At 63.5% G+C, this 21,031-nt stretch carries 18 protein-coding genes; 9 read left to right on the top strand and 9 right to left on the bottom strand.

Features of this window, described 5'->3' with window-relative positions:
- Nucleotides 1-306: 306 nt before the first annotated feature.
- The 3 genes from JST30_09125 (at nt 307) to JST30_09115 (ending at nt 3,964) form a co-directional block, all read left to right on the top strand.
- Nucleotides 307-534 (top strand): helix-turn-helix transcriptional regulator, encoded by a 228-nt coding sequence (locus JST30_09125; protein ID MBS1714483.1) that lies wholly within the window; start codon nt 307-309, stop codon nt 532-534.
- Nucleotides 527-1,705: a HipA domain-containing protein gene (locus tag JST30_09120; GenBank protein MBS1714482.1), complete on the top strand. Its 1,179-nt coding sequence runs from the start codon at nt 527-529 to the stop codon at nt 1,703-1,705. The genes JST30_09125 and JST30_09120 overlap by 8 nt, the downstream gene beginning before the upstream one ends.
- A 294-nt stretch (nt 1,706-1,999) precedes the next feature.
- Nucleotides 2,000-3,964, top strand: a complete 1,965-nt coding sequence (locus tag JST30_09115) for a hypothetical protein (GenBank protein ID MBS1714481.1) — start codon at nt 2,000-2,002, stop codon at nt 3,962-3,964.
- Between the two features lie 15 nt (nt 3,965-3,979).
- Here JST30_09115 and JST30_09110 read toward each other — a convergent pair whose 3' ends face one another.
- From JST30_09110 to JST30_09095, 4 genes are all read right to left on the bottom strand, one after another.
- Nucleotides 3,980-6,988, bottom strand: a complete 3,009-nt coding sequence (locus tag JST30_09110) for an indolepyruvate oxidoreductase subunit beta (protein ID MBS1714480.1) — start codon at nt 6,986-6,988, stop codon at nt 3,980-3,982.
- Between the two features lie 6 nt (nt 6,989-6,994).
- A complete protein-coding gene (locus JST30_09105) occupies nt 6,995-8,602 on the bottom strand; it encodes an indolepyruvate ferredoxin oxidoreductase (GenBank protein ID MBS1714479.1) in 1,608 nt (535 codons plus the stop codon).
- 145 nt (nt 8,603-8,747) lie between these two features.
- Nucleotides 8,748-9,518 carry a hypothetical protein gene (locus JST30_09100; GenBank protein MBS1714478.1) on the bottom strand — a complete coding sequence of 257 codons (771 nt, stop codon included), beginning with the start codon at nt 9,516-9,518 and terminating at the stop codon, nt 8,748-8,750.
- Nucleotides 9,519-9,594: 76 nt separating this feature from the next.
- Nucleotides 9,595-10,791: a pyridoxal phosphate-dependent aminotransferase gene (locus JST30_09095; GenBank protein ID MBS1714477.1), complete on the bottom strand. Its 1,197-nt coding sequence runs from the start codon at nt 10,789-10,791 to the stop codon at nt 9,595-9,597.
- Nucleotides 10,792-10,850: 59 nt separating this feature from the next.
- Between JST30_09095 and mtnB the strand changes: the two genes are divergently transcribed.
- Genes mtnB through JST30_09075 form a run of 4 tightly spaced genes read left to right on the top strand, consistent with a single transcriptional unit; the run spans nt 10,851 to nt 12,983 of the window.
- Nucleotides 10,851-11,456 (top strand): methylthioribulose 1-phosphate dehydratase, encoded by a 606-nt coding sequence (mtnB, locus tag JST30_09090; protein ID MBS1714476.1) that lies wholly within the window; start codon nt 10,851-10,853, stop codon nt 11,454-11,456.
- Nucleotides 11,456-12,022 (top strand): cupin domain-containing protein, encoded by a 567-nt coding sequence (locus tag JST30_09085; protein MBS1714475.1) that lies wholly within the window; start codon nt 11,456-11,458, stop codon nt 12,020-12,022. The genes mtnB and JST30_09085 overlap by 1 nt, the downstream gene beginning before the upstream one ends.
- Entirely contained in the window at nt 12,019-12,708 is a 690-nt protein-coding gene (mtnC, locus tag JST30_09080) for an acireductone synthase (GenBank protein MBS1714474.1), read from the top strand. The genes JST30_09085 and mtnC overlap by 4 nt, the downstream gene beginning before the upstream one ends.
- Nucleotides 12,709-12,755: 47 nt before the next feature.
- Nucleotides 12,756-12,983 (top strand): DUF1289 domain-containing protein, encoded by a 228-nt coding sequence (locus tag JST30_09075; GenBank protein ID MBS1714473.1) that lies wholly within the window; start codon nt 12,756-12,758, stop codon nt 12,981-12,983.
- Here JST30_09075 and JST30_09070 read toward each other — a convergent pair.
- The 4 genes from JST30_09070 to gatB all read right to left on the bottom strand — a co-directional run bounded on the left by JST30_09070 (nt 12,926) and on the right by gatB (nt 15,844).
- Nucleotides 12,926-13,228 (bottom strand): DUF167 domain-containing protein, encoded by a 303-nt coding sequence (locus JST30_09070; GenBank protein ID MBS1714472.1) that lies wholly within the window; start codon nt 13,226-13,228, stop codon nt 12,926-12,928. The genes JST30_09075 and JST30_09070 overlap by 58 nt on opposite strands.
- Entirely contained in the window at nt 13,185-13,679 is a 495-nt protein-coding gene (locus JST30_09065; protein MBS1714471.1) for a DivIVA domain-containing protein, read from the bottom strand. The genes JST30_09070 and JST30_09065 overlap by 44 nt, the downstream gene beginning before the upstream one ends.
- A 66-nt stretch (nt 13,680-13,745) precedes the next feature.
- Nucleotides 13,746-14,369, bottom strand: coding sequence for a hypothetical protein (locus JST30_09060; GenBank protein MBS1714470.1), 624 nt, complete (start codon nt 14,367-14,369; stop codon nt 13,746-13,748).
- Nucleotides 14,366-15,844 (bottom strand): Asp-tRNA(Asn)/Glu-tRNA(Gln) amidotransferase subunit GatB, encoded by a 1,479-nt coding sequence (gatB, locus tag JST30_09055; protein ID MBS1714469.1) that lies wholly within the window; start codon nt 15,842-15,844, stop codon nt 14,366-14,368. Before gatB ends, JST30_09060 begins: the two co-directional genes overlap by 4 nt.
- A 175-nt stretch (nt 15,845-16,019) precedes the next feature.
- Here gatB and JST30_09050 point away from each other — a divergent pair, with 175 nt between their 5' ends.
- Together JST30_09050 and JST30_09045 are read left to right on the top strand one after the other, a co-directional pair.
- Entirely contained in the window at nt 16,020-16,808 is a 789-nt protein-coding gene (locus JST30_09050; GenBank protein ID MBS1714468.1) for a matrixin family metalloprotease, read from the top strand.
- Between the two features lie 82 nt (nt 16,809-16,890).
- Nucleotides 16,891-20,031, top strand: a complete 3,141-nt coding sequence (locus JST30_09045) for a PD40 domain-containing protein (GenBank protein ID MBS1714467.1) — start codon at nt 16,891-16,893, stop codon at nt 20,029-20,031.
- Here the strand turns inward: JST30_09045 and JST30_09040 are convergent.
- Complete coding sequence (locus JST30_09040; protein ID MBS1714466.1) at nt 20,028-20,954, bottom strand: helix-turn-helix transcriptional regulator; 927 nt, start codon at nt 20,952-20,954, stop codon at nt 20,028-20,030. The two genes, JST30_09045 and JST30_09040, sit on opposite strands and share 4 nt — an antisense overlap.
- Nucleotides 20,955-21,031 lie beyond the last annotated feature (77 nt).

The raw sequence follows: 21,031 nt of genomic DNA, 5'->3' as shown, positions 1-21,031 counted from the left end.
TTCCTGGGCACCACTTCAGTTTCTGCTTCCCTGCTCGTAGCAGGTCGCGAGGCCTCCCCCAACCTTTCCGGTCCGCACAGCGATCCGGCCACGGTCGCCTGCCTGGGCATCCGCAATGTTCAGCGGTTCGCGTCAACTTTGGCGTCGTCTTGACCGTATTTTGTGATCGATCAATCCTCTTTGCACCGTCTGTGTCCCCTGCTCGCAGTCAAAATGAGATTTTGTGATTTATAGAGTACAAAATCGCTTCATATCGGTGCCCACATTGAGAACAAGCCATGATTTGTGATATATTGATTACAGAACATGACGATCAAAGACCCGGCACACCTCGGGACACACGTCCGCCAAGCCCGGCGGCGCCTCGATCTGTCTCAAGACCAACTGGCCGAACTGGCCGGTGTCTCGCGACGTCCCGTCTACCTGCTGGAGACGGCCAAGGGCTCTGTCCGCGTCGACACCCTCTTCCAAGTCCTTGACGCCCTCGGGCTCACGTTGGAGGTCAAGCCCAAAGGAAGCATGTCCGGTGACTGACCTTCGCTCCCTTGAAACCCTTGAGGTCCACCAGGGCGGACGGGCGGTGGGCGGATTGCACCGGACCCATAAGGGCTCACGGTTCGTGTACACCGCCGAGTTCCTCGCTTCCGACGAAGAAGCCATCGCGCGCCATCTTCCGAAGTCTCCCGAGGGCGTCTCCGTCGAAGGACTCGCCAACCTCCCGACCTTCTTTGCCGGACTCCTCCCCGAAGGGGTCATGCTGGACGCCGTCCTCCGCACCGTGCGCACGACCAAGGACGACCTTTTCACCCTCCTGGCCGCTACTGGGACCCAGGCGATCGGCGATGTGACCGTCCGGATTCCGGGAGAGACACCCGTCTCCAAGACGCTGTCTGCCGCACAAGCCGCCGAGGCCGTCCAGGACGTCCTCAAAGGCGGACCGTCGGGTTCATGGCTGACCGCGATCCCTGGCGTGCAGCCCAAGATCTCGATCGGCACTCTGGTCCGAACGAGCCGAAAAGCGCACCACATCCTTAAGTTCGAGTCTCCCGACTTTCCCGGCATCATCGCCAACGAGCACCTGTTCATGAGGTTGGCCCGAAGAGTGGGACTGGACGCCGCGACCACCCAGCTGCGCGACGGGGCGCTCAGGGTCCAGAGGTTCGACCGAAGACGAGAAGGAGAGGCGACCTTTGCCATCCATCAGGAGGACGTGCTCCAGCTCTTGGACCTCTACCCTTATTCGAAGTACTCACTGGACTATTCGCGCATCCTCGAACTTGGAGCTTCCTTGGAAGCGCCACGCTCCAGCCTGCTTCACCTGATCCTGCTCTACGCGTTCAGCCATCTGGTCGGCAACGGCGATCTCCACGCCAAAAACGTCAGCTTCCAATACGACCGTTCGTCTCGGTTGTGGACGGCCACGCCCGCCTATGACGTCCTCTCGACGCTTCCGTACGCGGACCGTCTCGCCGGGGCCGACCGCATGGCTCTGGCCTATGAGGACGAAGCCTTCGGCCGCTTTCACGCCCAAGAGTTCGCAGAGTCGGGCGAACGCTATGGGATCGCGGCGAAGACGACGATGTCCCGCCTCCGGGACATGACAGAACGCATCCGGACCGTCCTTCCGTCGCTCAACGTGCCTCCTGCCGTGGAGCCCGCCGTCGTCGCCGAGATCGAATCTCGTTGCGTCCACCTGTGGGACTAGGCAGAAAGAAGGCAAGGCAGGTTCAAAGCACCGCACGGGACGGTAACGGAAGAGGGAGCCCTTTCCTGAGCACAGATCGGAGCGCACCGTTCTGCACGTTCCCGTCTACCGTCCCGTCCGTTCCGTCGATCGACATCGAGGTCGATGGACGACGCCCTCAGCCCTTCGACGTCCCTAAGGTTTCCCGACCCTCGGGGCCTCTGCCGTACAAATCCCGCACTCCAATCGGGAGGTTCCTTTCAACTTCCGGGTTACACTTTCGGGGACGGTCGCAATGGTGGCCAGGAGAAGAGGATGGACAAGAGCAACTTGAAGACGATGGCGTTCGGTTTTATCGGCGCAGCGGCGTTATGGTCGGTAGCGGCTTCCGGCCCTGCCGTCGCACAAGTCGAAGCCGCTTTGCCGGCGTTTGTACGGATCCAGACTTCGACCCCAGGCACGCCCCAGGCGGGTCACTCCAACGTGACGGGCACGGTCATCGCGGGTCAGTTCCAAGGCGGAGGTTCCGGCCTTTCGGGCGTCAACGCGGACCTGCTCGACGGACTGAACAGCACGTCGTTCCTGCAGTCCGTCCCAGTTCCGCTCGCTCTCACCGGAGCCGTCCCGGTGAACGCGGTCGTCCGGGCCACCAATACGAGCACTTCGGTCGCTTCGAGCGGCGTGACGGGTGAGGCGACAAGTACGACCGGTACGGTCTACGGCGTCAGCGGCATCGTTGCCAGCACAGCGGGCCGGGCGATCTATGGCGAGGCCAATGCAACGACCGGCGCGTCGTCAGCAGGCTATTTCAACAACGACAGCGTCGCCGGATACGGCGTGCGGGCCACGAGCGACGGTGCGTTCGGCGTGTACGGCACGTCGACCCTTGTGACAGGCATCGGCGTCTACGGCGCCGCCACGAACACGGGAAGCGGTGCGGGCAACTACGGCGTCTACGGTGAGACGGCCGGGTTCAACGGTGCCGGCGTTTTCGGCGAATCGCTTTCGACGACCGGCGCGAACTTCGGGGGTCGCTTCCGGAACGCGAGCACGTCCGGGGTCGGCGTCTCGGCCGCGACGACCGCTCTGACCGGAAGCACGTTTGCAGGCAGGTTCGAGAACAACAGCACGTCCGGCCGCGCCGTGTTCGCCTATTCGCTTGCGACGACCGGAACCACGTACGGCGTTTACGGATCGAGCGCGAGCGACACAGGTTTCGGAGTGTTCGGCTCCTCCAGTTCGAACACGGGCGTCAACTTCGGCGTGCGGGGCGAGAATGCGAGCACGTCCGGGCGTGCTGTCTCGGGTTACGCTTCAAACACGTCGGGTACGAACTACGGCGGCCACTTCGAGGCCGAGGGCGGCGGTGGTCGGGGCGTGTTAGGCCTTGCCAGCAACGCTTCTGGCACCAACTACGGAGGCCACTTTACGGCCGCAGGATCGTTCGGTCGTGGCGTCTACGGCGCCGCGACCGACGCGACGGGCCAGAACTATGGCGGATATTTCCAATCGTTCAGTACCGATGGCGACGGTGTCCGGGGGATCGCAAGCGCTTCGGGAGGCGCCCAAAACGGAGGCGTCTTTCTCGCTCAGAGCGCCGGCGGGTTCGGTGCGATCGCGATCGGTGAAGAGGTCGGCTTGACCGGCGAGGCTGAGGCCAGCGACGGAGCCGGAGTCGTGGGCTCGGCCAGTTCAAGCAGCACGACGACCACGCACTACGGCGTCCGGGGCGTCATCAGTGCGGGTTCGAACGGCTGGGGGGTCTATTCGACCGGCCCGATGGGGGCGAGCGGGACCAAGTCCTTCCGTATCGACCATCCGTTCGATCCGGCCAACAAATATCTGCTCCACTTTTCGACCGAAAGTCCGACTCCGCAGAACTTCTATGTCGGCAACACGAGGACCGACGCGAGCGGCCGGGCGTGGGTGACGTTGCCCGACTACTTTGCCGCCATCAACACGAACTTCAAATACCAGTTGACCGTCATCGGAGACGACGAGAGCGAGGACTTCGTCCAGGTCAAAGTGGCCAAGAAGATCCAAGGCAACCGGTTCCTGATCATGACCAGCCGGCCGAAAACCGAGGTGTCCTGGCGGGTAGACGCGGACCGGAACGACGCCTGGGTCCAGGCCCACCCCTCGAAGGACGTCGTGGAGAAGCTGGGCCGTGAGAAGGGCACGTTCCAGCACCCAGAGTTCTTCGGGTTCGGGCCAGAGCGGAGCATGGAATCTGCCCGCACCGCCCGAACGGCGCGAGCGGCAGGAGCGAGCCACCGGTAGTCGTCGCCCGTGAGGTCAAACCAAAGCCACGGATTCTTGTTCGACACCCGGTGCCGCGGTCGACGATACGACCCTTCTCACCCCGATTAGGTCCATCCATCGGCCCCACAGCCGCGCGGCCTCGTCTGCGGACCGGAAGACGCACAGACCGAGTGACTGTAAGCTTGCGGCCAGAGCGTCATAGGCGGCGCCTCCGTCGATCGCGAACAGGATCGGCTTGTCCGACATTCGAAGCCATTCGCGAGCAAGGGCCGGAAAGGCGACGTCGTCTCCTAACTGGTACTCGAGGGTGTGAAGGCCCGGCGCCAGCGGGACGCAAGACACGACGACAGCGTCGGTTCCGGGGTCTCCCAGTGCCGCCCGGACCACGTCGTCGTAGACCTTCTCGTCAGCTGCCGGGGTGAGGTCCAGCGGGTTCCTGGCTTGGACCAACACGTCGAGTCTCTTGGCCCGCAAAACGTCTGTGATCCTTCCGGTCAGGTCCTGCCCTGGTGGCTGGATCCCAGGACAAGCGTCGGCCATCGCGACGGCTTCCATGCCGGCGTTCGTGACCGCGAATAGGCGCCCTTCGCGGAGTTCCTTTCCTGCAAGGGACGTCGCCAGGTCCATGGCTTGCCCGAATTCACGGAAGTCTCTCGCGACGAACGCCCCCGCCGCTTCCATCGCTGTCTGGCAGATTTCATAGTCCCCCGCGACGGCGGCGGTATGGCCTTCGGCCGCTTTTCGGCCCGATTCGGTCCGTCCCGCTTTGTAGAAGACGACGGACTTGCCCTGCGAGGTCAACTCCGTCACGGCCCGGAGCGCGTCGAGTCCGTCCAGATCGGCGAACCCCTCCAAATAGACGCCGACCACTTGGACGTCGTCCCGCTCGGCAAAGGCCCAGAGAAAGTCGGCGACGGTCAGGTCGCACTGGTTTCCGATCGAAACTGCGAACCGCGGGTTCGAGTGCGACTGCGCGCTGAGGCGCGAGACCACGAACGCACCGCTTTGCGATAGCAGGGCGACAGGTTGCGGGGCGACCTTGGAACGGTCTGGCATCCGGTCGAAGGGGACGAAGAACGTGTCGTAGCGACCAGGCAGGGACCGCACGCCCATGCAGTTCGGCCCAAGGAACACCGGCCCACCGTCCGCCGACGAGCGGCCCTCCGAGATCGCGCCCGCCAAGGCGTGACCGATCTCTTCCGACCCTTCCGTCTCGCCTGCCCCGCCTGAAATCACGATTCCGGACCGTACGCGGCCCGACCGGACAGCCGAAGCGACGACACCGGGGACAGACGCGGCCGGGACTGCGACGACGAGGAGGTCGGTCTCACCGGTCAAAGAGTCGACGGAGCCGACGGTCGGGAACCCGTCGAACGGGCCGCCGTCCGGTCGGACGACCGTGACCGCCGCAGGGTCGAACCCCGTCCCGACGATGTTCGAAAGGATCACTCGGCCGAAACTGTCGGGCTTGGACGACACTCCCGCGACGGCGATGGACTTCGGTTCGAGCAAAGCCCGGACGTTCTCGCGCGGCCGTGCAGTCCGCGGCCGTGCCGCGGTACGGAGGTTGCCCCGCCCGTCGAGAGGGATCATGCGCTGCCCGGAGAACGCGAAAGGATTGACTTCCAGTTCGCCGATGTCCGGCCCTTCCTCGCCCCGGTCGACGCAGAACCGTCTCGCGATCGAAATGAAGGCCCGGAAGCACCGGAGCAGTTCGCCGTCCGACACGCTGCGCTCCTGGCCCCGGATCCGACCGGAAAGGACGTCGTAGGCCACGGTCTGGCGGAACATGTCGAGGAACTCTTCGGCACCGGTGTCGAGCGCGACGGCTTTCGCGACCGCGATCCCGGGTCGCATCTTGGCCGCCAAGTACTCGGTCTGGACGCCGCCAAGACCGGCTGCGACGACGGGCCCGAACTCGCGCGTGGCCCGGATCCCGACGAAGAGTTCGCCGCCAAGTCCTCGGGAATCATGGTCGACGAACTCGACGGCGAGGATTCCCGCGACATGGCCGCCTTCCGCGTGCCGTGCGATCATCCTGTCCGCTTCGACACGGACGCGCGCGATGTCTTTGGGGACGATCGCCACACCGCCGGCGTCCGACTTGTGGACGACCTCCGTCGAAACGAGTTTAAGAACGACCTTTTCCCCGGGGAACCCTAGGAGGACCTCTTCGTCCATCGCTGAACCGACCGGGACGAACGTGTGCCGGGGCGGCGAGATCGCGCCGACCAACTCGATCAGTCGATAGACCTCGTGTTCGTAAAGCTGGCTCCGTCCCTCGTCGTAAGCGTTCATCAAGAGGCTTTCGAAGGCATGGGCTTCAGCCCCGGTCAACCGGGCCGTGTCCCCAAGCGGCACGAGCTCGTCGAAATCCATGTCTTCGGCCGCCAGGTGCTCGGCCGACAGTTGTGAAATCCAACCTCGGGCGTCGCTCGGCGCGACGTTCCGGGCCAAGGCTTCACGGTAGGCGATCGCGGCCGAGCGGCCGAACCGCAAGGCCCGAACGTTGGTCTGGACGATGCGTTCGCCCTTGGGCGCGAACAGCACTTCAAGGGCGTCTTGAAGCTCTTGGACGGTGAACCCCAAATAGACAGAAGCCGCGCCGAGAGCGACGATGTTCGCCGCAAGGACGCCCCCTGCCGCCCGTGCGAGTTTGTCGGTGTCGATCGCGATGTGGCGGTCGAACCCGGCGACGTGTCCGAGCACCTGCTCGATCGCCGGATAGTCCGGAACGTTCACCTCGGCGTTGGTGCTCGTGACGATCGAGCCGTCCGCCCGCAACATCGACACGTACCGCAGGGCTTCGAGCGGTTCGATCGCGAGGATCATGTCCGCGCTGCCTTCTGGGATCAAGTCGCTGTAGATGTCCGCGTCTGAGATCCTGAGGTGGGAATAAACGGCCCCGCCCCGCTGCGACATCCCGTGGACTTCGGCCTGCTTGACGTGCAGCCCCTTGGCCACTGCCGCCATAGAGAGGACGCGGGCAATGGTCAGAATGCCCTGACCGCCGACGCCGGCAATGATGAGGTCTTGTTTCATGGCGTTTTAGGCTTCCTGGTGCACGGGAAGCACGGCAGCGACTTTTCTCGGCTTGATCTGGATACAAGGCCTTCGCGCCACGATGACGCTGAGTCCTCGGTGCCCGATGGCCCGACGGATCGCCTCGACGTTCGCCGCGTGGTTCTTCGGCAACGGCTCGATGGTCTCGAGGTGCTTGACCCCCAAGCCCTCGAGAAGTCCGACGAGTTGCTCACCGGTGGCCATCGAGTCTTGGGCTCCGGTCATGGCCGTGGTCGCGTTGTCGAGGATCATGACCGTGATGTCGGCGTCGCTCAGGACGGCACCTAACAGCGGCGTCATGCCCGAATGGGCGAACGTGGAGTCACCGATGGTACACAACACGGGGAACGCCCCGGCCCGCGAAGCCCCGTGGGCCATGCCGATCGACGCCCCCATCTCCACCGCAGAGTGGACGGACCGGTAAGGCGGCATGATCCCGAGGGCGTAACAGCCGATGTCGCTGAAGAGGAGCGGTTCGTCAAACGTCGAGGTCGCCTCGACGAGCGCGTTCATGGTGCTGGAGTGCGGGCACCCTTTGCAGTACTGTGGAGGACGGCCGACGACGATCGGATCCGTCGGACTGGAAAGCCATCCGAGCGCGGACAGGGCCGTCGCGACGATCTTGGGAGTCAACTCGCCGTCGAGCGGCAAGGTTCCGTCCAGCTTGCCTTTGACGAACTTGCCTGTCAGACCGAGCAGACCCGTCAAACGGCTTTCGATGAACGGTTGCCCCTCTTCGACGACGACGATCTCCTCGCAATGGTCGACAAACCGCCGGACGAGGTCCGTCGGTAACGGAGACCGCCCGATCCTCAACAGGGTGTCGTCGCTCTCGGGCCCAAGGGCCTCGCGGACATAGTTGTAAGCCGTGCCGCTGCACAGCACTCCGCGCCGGCCCTTGATCTTGAGGAGGTTGTAAGGCGATTCCTCGGACTCTTGGGTCAACTGCGCCTGTAGGTTCAGAAGCCTTCGATAACGCCGTCGGGCGTTGACGGGGACCAGCGTCCAATCGTTGGGGTCTGGCAAGGGGAGGCGCCGGTGCCTGCGCTCCGAGCCTTCACCGGCGGCCAACCGAACCGTGGAGCGGCTATGGGCCAAGCGGGTGACGAGCCGGACCATGACGGGAACACTGACGCGCTCCGAAAGCTCGAAGGCTTCGCGCGTCATGTCGTAGCACTCTTGTTGGTCGGACGGCTCGAAATACGGGATCTTGGCGAAGTCGGCCAGGAACCGGGAATCTTGTTCGTCCTGAGACGAGTGCATTCCGGGGTCGTCCCCGACGACCAGGACGAGCCCACCGACGACGCCCGTCAACGCCGAACTCATGAACGGGTCCATGGCGACGTTGAGGCCGACGTGCTTCATCGAGACCAGCGCGCGCTTGCCCGCGTAGGACATTCCGAGCGCCTCTTCGTAGGCGACCTTTTCGTTGGCCGACCACTGCGCCCAGACGGCTGGGGCCGCCGTCTGGACCGTTTCGAAAATCTCGGTGGCCGGCGTTCCGGCGTAGGAGAACGCTCCTGCGATCCCGGAGTCGATCGCCCCCCAGGCGACGGCTTCGTCACCGAGCAAAAGTTCGCTTGGATACGTCATGACTCGAACCGCCCTCGATGGGATTCTTGGAGGGCTTGGTTCCAAGTCTACACACGGCTTAAGGGTCAAATCGGCGCGAATCCGGCCCGTGTCCTCCAAAACTCCGACCCGGGCCGGCTGCGCGGTAGACCTTCGGCCTAGGCGTTCATGGCACAGCGCAATACCACTTGATCAGCGTTTCGTCCGCGTCGACCGTCGTGTCTTGGCTTTCGGGGTCCCCGACGTAAGTACCGACGGTCCCGTTACATGCCACCAACACCTTCGGATAGGGACATGGCGGGCTACTGCTCCATCCACTGATCGTAATCGTCATCGGCCCGACGTTCGACGTGAAGATCTCCCTCGTTCCGGTAGCTCGGACAAGAGGGATGTCGATACCGCGCGGTAGGGTCTCGAACCAGTTCTTGACCGTGTTGCCTTGAAGCCACGTGCCAAAATTCGACGGCTCGAAAGTCAAAGCCGTAATGAAGTTCGCGATCTTGGCGGGAACGTCGAGTTCCAGGTGTACGGAGACCTTTTGCGGGGTCGTGACCCTGCTGTATTTCACCGTCATGTCAAGGCTGCCCAACTCTGAGCGGACGATGTCCCACAGCGACGTGAAGCGGGTCGCCTTTAAACCGTTGGACAAGACGTCGGAATACTCGCCCTGGGCTTTGACGTCATCGACATAGGCCCGGATAAAGGCCACGTTCCGGACACCGTCTTCGACATGGACGTTCGCCTCTAGGAGAACGGACGTCGACATCGCCCCTTTTGCCGGCGACTTCAGGATCGTATAGGGCGTTGCGAGCTTCAAACCCCCGTGCGCCGCGACCCAAGAGTGGGGGTCCGAAACCAGACCGTACATCCCTTCGAAATCCGTCTCGCACGTCCAGACGGCATCGTCCGGAGCCAACGACACGACTTTACTTTTCACTGTCATAGTCCCTCTGTCCAGCCCCGAGACTTCGCGGGCCGGATCCGCATTCTGACACTAGGAAAGTCCGTCTTTTCTAAGACGGTCTTAAGACGGATCCTGACGACGTTAGGCGTTTCAACCGGCTAAGGGCATCGTGCAAGACGTCGTCCTCCACGGCCAAACAGAACCGGACCCACTTGGCACCGGAAGGATCACGGACGAAGTCGCCCGAAGGTACGGCACCGACGCCGCACTCCGCGATCATTTTGGCGACGAACACGTCGCTTTCCATGTCCGGGAAAGCACTTTCGTAGCCGCACGACATGTAGTAAGCCCCTTCCGTCAGGACAGGGTCCAATCCCGATTCCTGCAGCCCTTTGTAGAACAGGTCGCGTTTGCTTTCGTATTTCGAGCACAACCTTCGGTAATAGTCGTCACCGAACAGGAAGACGCCCTGGGCGACCGCTTCCTGCAACGGAGCAGGGGCACAGACGTAAACGGCGTCGAGGAACGCCGACATCGGACCCGACAGGGCAGCCGGAAGAGCCATGTATCCGATCCGCCAGCCTGTGATCGAAAACGTCTTTGAATAGCCACCGATCGTGACCGTCCTCTCGCGCAAGCCTTCGATCGAAGCCGGCGACACGTGACGGCGCCCGTCAAAGGTCATGTACTCGTAAATCTCGTCGGTGACGAGGAGGGTGTCCGTTCCTTCCAAGACCTCGGCCATCTCCTCCAACTCCGCGGACGTGAACACTTTGCCCGTCGGGTTTCCGGGCGTGTTCAGGAGCACGAACTTCGTCTTCGGGCCGATCATCGAACGGACAAGGTCGAAGTCCACGGCCCAGTCCGGCGCGGTCAGGGGCACCGTCTTCACATCGGCCTGATAGCGGCGCAACGCCGTCAGGTGGTAGGGGTAGTAGGGTTCGAAGACGACGACTTCGTCGCCCGGGTCGAGGAGGACGGCGCAGACGCCTTCGAACGCTCCCGTCGCACCACAGGTCACGAGGACGTCCGTTTCGGGATCGAGCCCTTGGATCCTGTTGAAGTGCTCCAACTTGCGGACGAGGGCCTCTCTCAGGGACGACAGGCCCCTAGGGTTCGTGTACCGGTTGACGCCGTCCGCTGCGGCCTTTGAAGCCGCTTCGATGACGAGTTCGGGCACTGGAAGCTGGCACACGCCTTGGCCGAGGTTGACGCCGCCGACGCGTTGGACCTCGATCGTGATCTGGCGAAGGGCGGGAGAAACGAACGCCTGTGTCTGGCGCGAAAAGAGACGTCCGGTGTCCATCGAACCGGGTTAGGATACTTGAGCGGGTCGGTCCGGAGCCGCGTCGGTAGACTCTGGCGATGCACCAGGAGCTGCGGGACGAACTAGCCGGACTCGTCAAATGGGCGCACGGCAAGGGCTGGGCGCCGGGGACGGGCGGGAACTTCAGCCGTCTCGTTTCCAGGGACCCGTTCCGACTGCTCGTGACCCCGAGCGGGGCGGACAAGGGCTCGGTCGCGCCCGAGGACTTGCTGATCGTCGACCGCGAAGGGAGCGTCATCGAAGGAGCCCGCCAGCCTTCGGCCGAAACGTTGCTCCATGTGCCGATCGTCGAAGAGCAAGGGGCCGAGGCCGTCGTCCATACACATTCGGTCTGGAACACGCTGGCCTCCCTCAGCCCCGGCGAGGACTTCGAGATCTCAGGGCTCGAAATGCTGAAGGGGCTGTCCGGCGTCCGTTCGCACGAACACACGGAAAGGGTGCCGATCCTCGACAACTCGCAGGACATCGGGGCGCTGTCGAAAACGCTCCGTGCGGCTCTTCGGGCCAAGCCGGACGTGCATGCCGTACTGCTACGGGGTCACGGGGTCTACACCTGGGGTTATGATATATTCCAAGCCCGCCGACACGCCGAGATCGTCGAATTCCTGTTCGAAGTGACGTTGCGCCGGCGTATGGAGATGTGATGGCCGTCCTGCGCGTCCCCGACCGGAACGAAGAGATCCGCGACACCGAAGAGATCAAGTCGCGCCTGGCCGACTTAGGGATCGGCTACGAGGTGTGGAAGCCGAAATTCCATCTTGAAGGGGCGCCGTCCTCCGAGACCGTGTTGGAAGCGTTCGCCGAGGAGATCGAAAAGCTCAAAGCGCAAGGCGGCTACGTCGCGGCCGACGTCATCGACCTCTTTCCTGACACCCCGAACCTGGACACGATGCTCGCGAAGTTCAGTAAGGAGCATTGGCACGACGAAGACGAAGTCCGGTTCATCGTCGAGGGCCGGGGCGTGTTCCACATCCGACCGCGCGAAGGCGACGTCGTCGCCCTGGAAGTCGAAGAAGGCGACTTGGCCCGCGTTCCGGCGGGCACCTGGCATTGGTTCGACCTGTGCCAGGAGAAGCGCATCCGGGCGATCCGCTTGTTCCAGGACCCGAGCGGATGGACGCCTCGCTACACCGACAGCGGGGTCGATAAGGGCTACCTGCCCGTGTGCATGGGCCTGTCGTTCATCCCGCCCCAACTCGCGCAGCTTTGAGCCGTCCCGCCGTCTACCTGTTGGACATCGAAGGCACGACGACGCCTGTCGACTTCGTGACCAAGACGCTTTTCCCCTATGCCCGGGCCGCGATGGCGGCTTTTCTGGCGTCGGCCGATCCCGGTCTCCAGGACGACATGGCCGCCCTGTCGCAGGAGCGTGCGGCCGATACCGGAGACGTCCCTGAATGGCCCGAAGAACCGTCTCCGACGGGTGCCCTCGGATACATCGAATGGCTCATGGACCAAGACCGGAAATCGACCGGCCTGAAGTCGCTCCAGGGCAAGATCTGGAAGGCCGGCTATGAGGACGGCTCCCTCCAAGGGACCGTGTACCCGGACGTGTGGCCGGCTGTCCGGAGGTGGAAGGAGCGGGGCGCCCGGATCGCGGTCTTCTCGTCAGGCAGCGTCCTCGCGCAAAAGCTGATCTTCGGACATCTTCCCGAAGGGGACATGACGCCTTGGATCGACGCCTACTTTGACACGGCCACAGGCCCAAAACGCAGTGCCGAGAGTTACCGGACGATCGCGTCCGCACTTCGGGTCGAGCCCGGCGACGTCTGCTTTCTCAGCGACGTTCAAGAGGAAGTCGACGCGGCGCTCGCCGCTGGCATGGGTGCCACGAGGGTCGACCGGGACGGACGCCGTCCGGGCGATGCGATCACGGACTTCGAAGGCCTGGATTGACCAAGGACCGCGGTGTTTTGGTCGCCTCAGACCCGTCACAACAGACAGTGGAGCCCAAGAACGTCGACTCGCCTTGCGCCAAAGTGTGCGTCCTCGACGAGTTCTTGGTCTGCAAGGGGTGCGGGCGCACGATCGCTGAAATCGCCGACTGGCCTTTCATGAACCCGACGCAGAAGTCAGAGGTGCTCGAAAGGGCGGGGGCCCGGTTCAAGGCGCGTCAAGAGCGGCGCAGAGCGGCCAACCTCGTCGCCAGTTCCTCGTCCGAAAGGCCCTGAAACTCGACTGTCTTCTCGCGCGACGTCAAGCCTTTGACGATCGTCAGCCGTGACTTGGGCACTCCGAGCGCCTTGGACAACGTCTCGACCACCGCCTTGTTCGCTTCGCCGTCGGCGGGAGGCGATGTCACGAAGACTCTGACCGGCTCGTCGGGCTCGACCTTGTTGCGCGATGCCTTTGGCGTGACCCTGACCTTCAGCTCAGCCAGCCGCCGCCTCCGGGGTCTCGACGGCGAGGACCGCATGGGTCGGAGGCGCTTCCTCCAAGTGCGACAAGTAGTCCTGGAGCAGGCTGCGGAACCGTGCCGCGAACCCGGCCCTGTCCGATTCGAGCCTCTCGATCTCCCACTTCAGTGCGCGCACCGCCTCGTTCGCCGAGCGGCGGATCTCCTTGGCCTCGAGACGGGCTTCTTCCACGATGACCTCCGCCTCGCGACGGGCGACGGCCCGCGCTTCGTCGGCAGATTTCTGCGCCAAGACGATGGCGTCGCGCAGCGTGGACTCTTGGAGCCTGAACGTCTCCAGGTCGCGCTCGGCGTCTCGATGAGCCTGTTGAAGACGTCGGATTTCGACGAGCTGACCTTCGAGCTGCTTCGATGCGGAAGCAAGAATGTGGTCGACGGCTTCCCTGCTGTAACCCCGGAACGTGACGGGAATCTGGGCCCGTTCCAGGTCGATCGGTGTGACCTTTTCCAAGTTGTGCGTACCTCCGTGTACCGCTGAAGTATATCTGGCTGTCATTGGAAACGCGCGACCAAAGGATCAACCTTTCAAGTTCTTTGCGGCTTTCTCACGGTTCAGCTTCGCCTGTCCGTCTTCCGGATGGATCTTGATGTAGACGTCCCACACTCTGACGCAATCGGCGAAATAGCCGAGCCGGGAATAGCTATGGGCGAGGGTCCGGAACGCGTTGGCGTCCGGCGGCGGCGTCATCGCGATGACGGGTTCGAGCAACGCCGGGACTTTCGCGTAAGCCTTGAACTTGAACATCATCTGGGCTTCGTAGTACGGCCCGTCCGCATAGGCCTTGTTGTTGATGGCAAAACGACGGTCGGTCGCCCACTGGAGGTCGTACTTCTGGACGCTCATGTACAGCCACTCGAGGTTCGACCACGTTTCCTCGTCCGAAGGGTCGATCTCAGCCAGCACCGCCAAGTTCATGATGTTGATCAGGAAGTGGCCGTCGGGAAAGACCGCATCGTTCTCGGCGTACATACGGTCACGGGCCGCGGCCAGGATGTCGGCGGTCTGGTCGCCTGACGCCCCAGTGGCAGGGCGGTGGGGACGGTCGGTCTCAGCACCGGGAAGGTGCTCTTGGGCCGGCGCCGGTTGCGCTTGAGCCGCGACCGTGACCAGACCTAACCCGACGACGGTCCAAAACTTCATTCCGACAGTCTCCTTCTCATCTCGTCTTGAACCATGGACGGATTGGCCCGCCCTTGGGTTGCTTTCATGACCGCGCCTACCAGAAAACCGATCACGCCCTCCTTCCCCGACCGGTACTGCTCCACCGGGCCAGGGTTGTCCGCGATGACCTGATCCACCGCTGCCGCGATGGCTTGAGCGTCGGAGACCTGCGCGAGCCCTCGGGATTCTAGGGTCGTGGACGGCAAGGCTCCCGATGCGAAGGCCTCGTCCAGTAACGTTTTGGCCACTTTGCTGTTCGCCTGGCCTCCCTTGACCAGCCCGGCCAGATCGACGAGGTGCCGCGGACGGACCAGACTCGCCGGACGACCTTCATGATCATGGTCCCCGTCGACCAAGGCACACTGTCCCGACTCGTTCAGTAGCTTGGCGAAGTCCCCGTTCATCGCGTTACAGACCGTCTGCGCGTCGCCGCCCAGCGCCACGCACGCGTCGAAGAACTCCGACCACTCCCTGTCCCCCGTGAGCTGTTCGACGTGCTCGTCGCTCAGTCCCAATTCGCGTCGGTACCGTTCCCGCTTGGCCGACGGCAGCTCCGGCAGCGCGGCACGCATCTCCTCGATCTCCTCGCGTTCGAAGTGCATCGGTGCAAGGTCGGGGCACGTGAAGTAGCGGTAGTCCTGCTCGCTCTCCTTCGTCCGCATGACGAACGTCGAGAGCGTCGACTCGTTCCAGCCACGGGTCTCCTGTACGACCGTCCCGCCCGCGTCCAGCAACGCCGCCTGCCGCGCGACCTCGAACTCCACCCCGAGCTGCACCGAGCGGAAGCTGTTCAGGTTCTTGATCTCCGTCTTCGTGCCATAGGCCTCGCTCCCGTCCGGCCGCACGCTCACGTTCGGCTCGCACCGTAGGCTCCCCTCTTCCATCTTGCCGTCGCAGACGCCGAGCCACACCAGCACCGCGCGGAGCTGGACGAGGTACTCGCGGGCGAGGTCGGCGTCGGTGATGTCCGGAGGAAAGTCCGTGACGATCTCCATCAAGGGCACTCCGGCACGGTTATAGTCCACCCCGCTCCCGACGCCGGACAGATGGGTCAGCTTGCCCGTGTCCTCCTCCAGGTGCACGCGGCGGATGCGCACGCGCTTGCTGCTGCCACCCTTCGTCGGGACGTCGAGCCAACCGTGATAGCCGAATGGGTTCGTCTCGCCGTATTGCGTGGTCTGGAAGCCCTTAGGAAGGTCGGGATAGAAATAGTTCTTGCGGTGGAAGACGCTTTCATACGCGATCTCGCAGTTCAATGCGAGCGCCGTCCTCAGCACCATGTCGATCGCGGCCTTGTTGGGGACGGGCAAAGCGCCGGGGAGGCCGAGGCAGACGGGGCAAACCCTTGTGTTCGGTTCACCGCCGAAGGCCACGGCGCACCTGCAGAACATCTTGCTCTTCGTCAGGAGCTCGGCATGGACCTCCATCCCCACGCTGGCGGTGTACTCGGGCATCGGAACGGAGTGTACCGGTGGCCCTGCACGACCGCTTCCGTCCAAGTCGAAGGCACAAATTCGTCGACCTCCGCAGCGTTCCAGGAAAAAACCACAACGTTTTTGTCCCGATTTCCCGTTGAAATCCCTATAATGTTCTGGTGGGGCGTTGGGTCGCCCCGATTTGAGAGGAGCCATGAAGCACGTCAGAACACTGCCGGTCCTCGCCGTCTTGGCGATCGCTACTTCCGCGTCCGCCTACGATACGCTGGGGACGAAATGGGGGTTTGGCCCGAACGTAGCCACGCACCTCGACGGTCACGAAGGAACTCCCGGCCTGGTCACTTGGTCTTTCATGGGCGGCGGACTCGGCATCGGTTCCTACGAAGACCACGACGGCCTGAAGACCGGGGAAATGGGGATGCTCGTGGGAACGCCTATGGAGACCGAAGAGGTCGCCATGATCAGTGCCGCCTTTGCGACCTGGTCCTCGGTGGCCGCGATCACAACCTTGGGGCCTGTGATGGACGGACACGTGGACGGCGGTGCGCCCGAGGCTATGGGAGGGCACCTTGGAGACATCCGCATCGGCGTGATCGGCGGATTCAGTTCGAGCTCCGTGCTCGCCCACGCCTACCTGCCCGGCACCGAGGCGCTCTACGGCGCAGGCGGGACCCTGACAGGCGACCTCCACTTCAACATCACCAAAGAATGGGTCGACGATGCCTTCGACGCCGACGACGGGGCCAAGTACGACCTGCAGACCGTCGCCCTCCATGAGATCGGCCATGCCCTCGGGCTCGGACATTCCGACGTCGTCGGATCGGTCATGTATCCGACCTATTCGGGCGGCAAAAGGACGTTGTCCGAGGACGACATCATGGGAATCCAATACATCTATGGCGTCGTTCCCGAACCGGCTTCCGCCATGGTGTTCGGCGGAGCCGTATGGCTCGCGCTGAGCAAACGGCGACGCCGCTCCTAGCTTGCGGTCATGGATCTCCAAGACAAGGGGTCCGGCTCAAAGCTGGCATAGGGCCCCCGGACAGGGTAAACAGGCGCGACGCATGAACGCGATCGCGTTACCCTTCATTTTGATGGCCCCGACGCTCCAAGGGCCCCCGTTCCTCCGCTATCCCGACGTCCACGGCGATATGGTGGCCTTCAGTTGCGAAGGCGACGTCTGGATCGGCGACCTCAAAACGGGCGGCGCGAGGCGCCTGACGAGCGACCCTGGGCTCGAAGACAATCCCGTCTTCAGCCCTGACGGGAAAACGGTCGCCTTTCACGCCGAATACGACGGGTTCCGCGGCGCCTATGTCATGCCCGTCGAAGGCGGTGCGCCGAAGCGCGTGACCCCGGCGATGGAGTTCCGCGCCGTGACCGGTTGGACGCCCGACGGCAAGAGCGTGGTCTACCGGCGGATCGGCATCCCCGAAAGTTACGTCTACGAGTCCGTCCCCGTCGCGGGCGGCGCGCCGAAGCGGGTGCCTCTGGAATTCGCCAGCCACGTCTGGTTCGGACCGACGCAAGACGACTTCACCTTCACGCGGTTCCTGCGTTGGTCGACGGCATGGTTCCATTACATCGGGGGGATGTCGAACCAGATTTGGGTGCACCGCAACGGACAGTTCAAGCAACTGACCGACCTGGAAGGCACGAACGAGTATCCGGTCTGGTGCGGGAGCAGGATCTACTTCGTCAACCAGGAAGGCGCGAAGTTCACGCTGATGTCGGTCGAGGCGTCGGGGGGTAGACCGAAGAAGGAAGCGGGACCCTACGACGTCGAGATGCGCGAACTCTCGACCGACGGCACGAAGGTGGTCTATGAGAAGGGCCGCGACGTCGAGGTCTTCGATCCTGCGACGGGCAAGACGTCGGCGGTGACGTTCGACCTTCAGAGCGACCTCGTCCACACGCGGCCGTACACGGTCGCCGCTCAGGACTATTCGGTCGACGCGACGCTGACTCCGGGAGCCAAACGGGCCCTGGTCGAAACGCGCGGCCAGATCGTCTCCTTGCCCGTCGGCGAAGGCGAGGCCAGGTTGTGGAAAGCGAAGCCGGGTGCCAGGCTCCAACAGGCGAGGATGTCGCCGGACGCGAAGAAAGTCGCCTATGTCAGCGACGAATCGGGCGAGCAGCAGGTCTGGGTCTCGGACGCCGACGGTACGGGAGCGAAGAAGCTCTCGGACGGTAAGCGGCAGGTCATGTCCCTGGTCTGGTCGCCCGACGGAAAGTGGATCGTCACCTACGATAGCCGGATGCGGCTCGGCGCCCTGAACGTCGCCACCGGCGAGGACAAGGAGATCGCCCGCTTCACGGGTTCTTGGCGGGGCCCGGTCGTGAGCTTCTCGCCCGACTCGAAGTGGGTGGCGTTCGACCGGACGGTCCTCCATACGTCGATCAGTCAGATCGAGTTGTACGAGCTCGAGACCGGACAGTCGAAAGTCGTGGGCGACGGCACGTCGGACGATACGGGCGTCGCGTTCAGCCAGGACGGAAAGTGGCTGGCGTTTTTGAGCAACCGTGAGCTCGGCGTCAACAACGATCCGATCCTCAACCAGCTCAACCTCGGGAAGACCGGGATCGCTTACATCGTGCCGCTGAAGGCGGACACGAAGAGCCCCTTCGCCGTCATGGACCCTGAGGAGAGCGAGCCGAAGAAGGAGGACAAGAAAGACGAGCCTTTCCGGATCGATTGGGACGGCCTCTATGAGCGCCGTATCGAACTTCCGGTCAACGGGACGTACACCCGGATCGCGATGGTCGGGAACCGCGTCCTTTTCGCCGGCGAAGGCAACGTCACGTACTACGATATCGCGGCGAAGAAGGGCGGTACGGTGACACCGGGCGGCGGCTTCGAGCTCAGTAAGGACGGGAGCAAGCTCCTCGTCGGGCGGGGCCGGACGTTCCGCGTCGTCGACTCGACCGGCAGCGACCTGCCTCCGACGGCGGGCGTCCTGTCCTTCGGCGGACTGCGGCTCCAGATCGAGCCCTTGACCGAGTGGAAGCAGATCTTCTGGGACGCCTGGAGGCTCTCGCGCGACTATTTCTATGTCGAGAACATGCACGGCAACGACTGGGACGCGATCGGGGCGAAGTACAGCGCCATGTTGCCGAGCGTGCGGAGCCGACCGGAGCTGAACGAACTCATCCGTTGGATGCAGGCCGAAATCGGGTCGTCGCACCAGTACCTCGGCGGTGGTGACGGGCGGAACGTCAAACCTCGGCTCGCGGCGTCGTACCTCGGCGTCGACTATGCCGCGGAGGGGACGAAGATCAAGGTCTCCCATATCGTCAGGGGCGACGGTTACAGGGCCTCGGAACGTTCCCCCTTGGCCGATCCTTCGCTGGGCGTCAAGGACGGCATGTTCCTGCTCAAGGTCGGCGGCGAGCCCGTGTCGTCCGTGATGGACGTGTCGGACGCCTTGGTCGGTCGGGCCGGACAAGTCGTCTCCTTGACCTTCGCCAAGGACGCGACCGGTGTCGGTGCTTTTACGGTCTACGTCAAGCCCGTCGCCGACGAAGGGAGGATGCGCTACGTCGAGTGGGTCGCGAACAACCGCAAGTACGTCGAGAAGGCGAGCGGCGGCCGGGTGGGTTATCTTCATCTCGCCGCGATGGGCGACGACGACATGAGCGACTTCATCAAGCAATACTTTTCGCAGCGCAACAAGGAGGCCCTGATCGTCGACGACCGCTTCAACAACGGGGGCTACATCCAGACGCTCGTGAACAACGTCCTCGGAGCAAAGGTCTCCGGTTACTTCAACATGCGGAACAGCCGCGAGCCTTGGTCGAGACAAAGCGACGCCTTCATCGGACCGATGTGCTGCCTGATCAACGAGTTTGCGATCTCTTGCGGTGAAGAGTTCCCGCACCGGTTCAAAGACCTTGGCCTCGGCCCCCTGATCGGTCGTCGCACCATGGGCGGCGAAGTCGGCTCGTCACCGGGATGGCCGCTCGTCGACGGGGGCGTGATCAACGTTCCGAACTACGGCATGTTCACAGGCAAGTCGTGGGTCATCGAAGGCGCGGGCGTGTCCCCGGACATCGACGTGCCTTCCGATCCCGGCGCCTGGGTCAAGGGCACCGACCCGCAACTCGACGTGGCGGTGAAATCGATGCTCGAGGCGCTGAAGAAGAAGCCTGTCCAGTGGCCGCAACAGCCGCCGGACAGGGTGCGGACGAAGGGAGCGGGCGGCTAGACGCCCGCTTCCGCCTTTCGTTCGTAGTCGATCGGGTCGCCGTATCCAAGGTCGTCATGGCCGAGTCTCGCAAACTCGCGCAGGACGAGGGAACGTCGGACTGCGGCGAAATTGAGGACGTGCGCCACGACTCCTCCAAAGGTGAACGTTTCCGGCGGGCAGCACATCGCGTCGATGAAGAGGTCGTCCCACTTCCCTTCTTGATCGAGGTCTTCGACGAGGTCGCTGAACTCTACGCCGGATGCGGCATGGCGGGCGATCATGCCCGCGACGGACGAGTCGCGTGCGGCAAAGTCGAACTCTCGGCCCTTGATCGCGGCGACCCAGACTTCTTTCGCCATGACGAGCCGGTCGAGGACGACGCGGAGGGTCTTGTCTTCGCCTTCGAACGCGACGACGGTGACCGGCGGTATCAGCGAAGCGTCGAGGGCGTCGTCACCGAGTGTCTGCGCGCGGTCCAGGAGGCGCGATGTCGTCCAAAGGTCGTGTGCGACCATGTGTCTTATCGGGTTCATTGTTTTCGTTCCTTGGGACATGGAGCGGACGAACGCGCCCTGCCAATAGTGGATCCCGCTCGGAGCGGGAAGCCACGGGTACGGCCCCGGCCGCTTGCGCCACTCCGTGGGCTTCGTCTTGAACGACTTTTCGAACGCGCGGGCGAACCCTTCGGTCGAGCCATAGCCGGCTTCGACCGCGACCGAGCCGACCGTGGTCCTTGGGGTGCTCAGCTTCGCAGCAGCGCGTTCGAGTAGCAACCGGCGCCTGAAGCGCCCTGGGCTTTCACCGACCGTCTTGGCGAACAACCGGTAAGTCTGGGCGACGCTGTAGTCGAACGCTCTGGCGACGTTTGTCGCGTCCAGGCCCCGCGTCGAAGCAAGACCGCGCACGAGGTTGTCCAGCCGTCTTTCGAAGTCCGCGTCCATGTCCGATAACAGGAAACCCGTCGGCCTGGAGGCCCGGACCGACGGTTTTTCTCATTGTGTCTGGAACGACGACGTTC

It is taken from the genome of Armatimonadota bacterium, from assembly GCA_018268395.1.
Classification (GTDB): Bacteria; Armatimonadota; Fimbriimonadia; order Fimbriimonadales; family Fimbriimonadaceae; genus JAEURO01.
This window is presented reverse-complemented; position numbering and strand designations above follow the sequence as displayed.

Bases quoted from the DNA above. Each gene is read 5' to 3' on its own strand.
- JST30_09060 (MBS1714470.1), bottom strand. From the start codon at position 14,369: ATGAAGTTTTGGACCGTCGTCGGGTTAGGTCTGGTCACGGTCGCGGCT.
- JST30_09040 (MBS1714466.1), bottom strand. From the start codon at position 20,954: ATGGACGCGGACTTCGAAAGACGGCTGGACAACCTCGTGCGCGGTCTT.
- JST30_09125 (MBS1714483.1), top strand. From the start codon at position 307: ATGACGATCAAAGACCCGGCACACCTCGGGACACACGTCCGCCAAGCC.
- JST30_09045 (MBS1714467.1), top strand. From the start codon at position 16,891: ATGAACGCGATCGCGTTACCCTTCATTTTGATGGCCCCGACGCTCCAA.
- gatB (MBS1714469.1), bottom strand. From the start codon at position 15,844: ATGCCCGAGTACACCGCCAGCGTGGGGATGGAGGTCCATGCCGAGCTC.
- JST30_09085 (MBS1714475.1), top strand. From the start codon at position 11,456: ATGGCCGTCCTGCGCGTCCCCGACCGGAACGAAGAGATCCGCGACACC.
- JST30_09110 (MBS1714480.1), bottom strand. From the start codon at position 6,988: ATGAAACAAGACCTCATCATTGCCGGCGTCGGCGGTCAGGGCATTCTG.
- JST30_09115 (MBS1714481.1), top strand. From the start codon at position 2,000: ATGGACAAGAGCAACTTGAAGACGATGGCGTTCGGTTTTATCGGCGCA.
- mtnB (MBS1714476.1), top strand. From the start codon at position 10,851: ATGCACCAGGAGCTGCGGGACGAACTAGCCGGACTCGTCAAATGGGCG.
- JST30_09105 (MBS1714479.1), bottom strand. From the start codon at position 8,602: ATGACGTATCCAAGCGAACTTTTGCTCGGTGACGAAGCCGTCGCCTGG.
- JST30_09050 (MBS1714468.1), top strand. From the start codon at position 16,020: ATGAAGCACGTCAGAACACTGCCGGTCCTCGCCGTCTTGGCGATCGCT.
- JST30_09070 (MBS1714472.1), bottom strand. From the start codon at position 13,228: ATGCGGTCCTCGCCGTCGAGACCCCGGAGGCGGCGGCTGGCTGAGCTG.
- JST30_09095 (MBS1714477.1), bottom strand. From the start codon at position 10,791: ATGGACACCGGACGTCTCTTTTCGCGCCAGACACAGGCGTTCGTTTCT.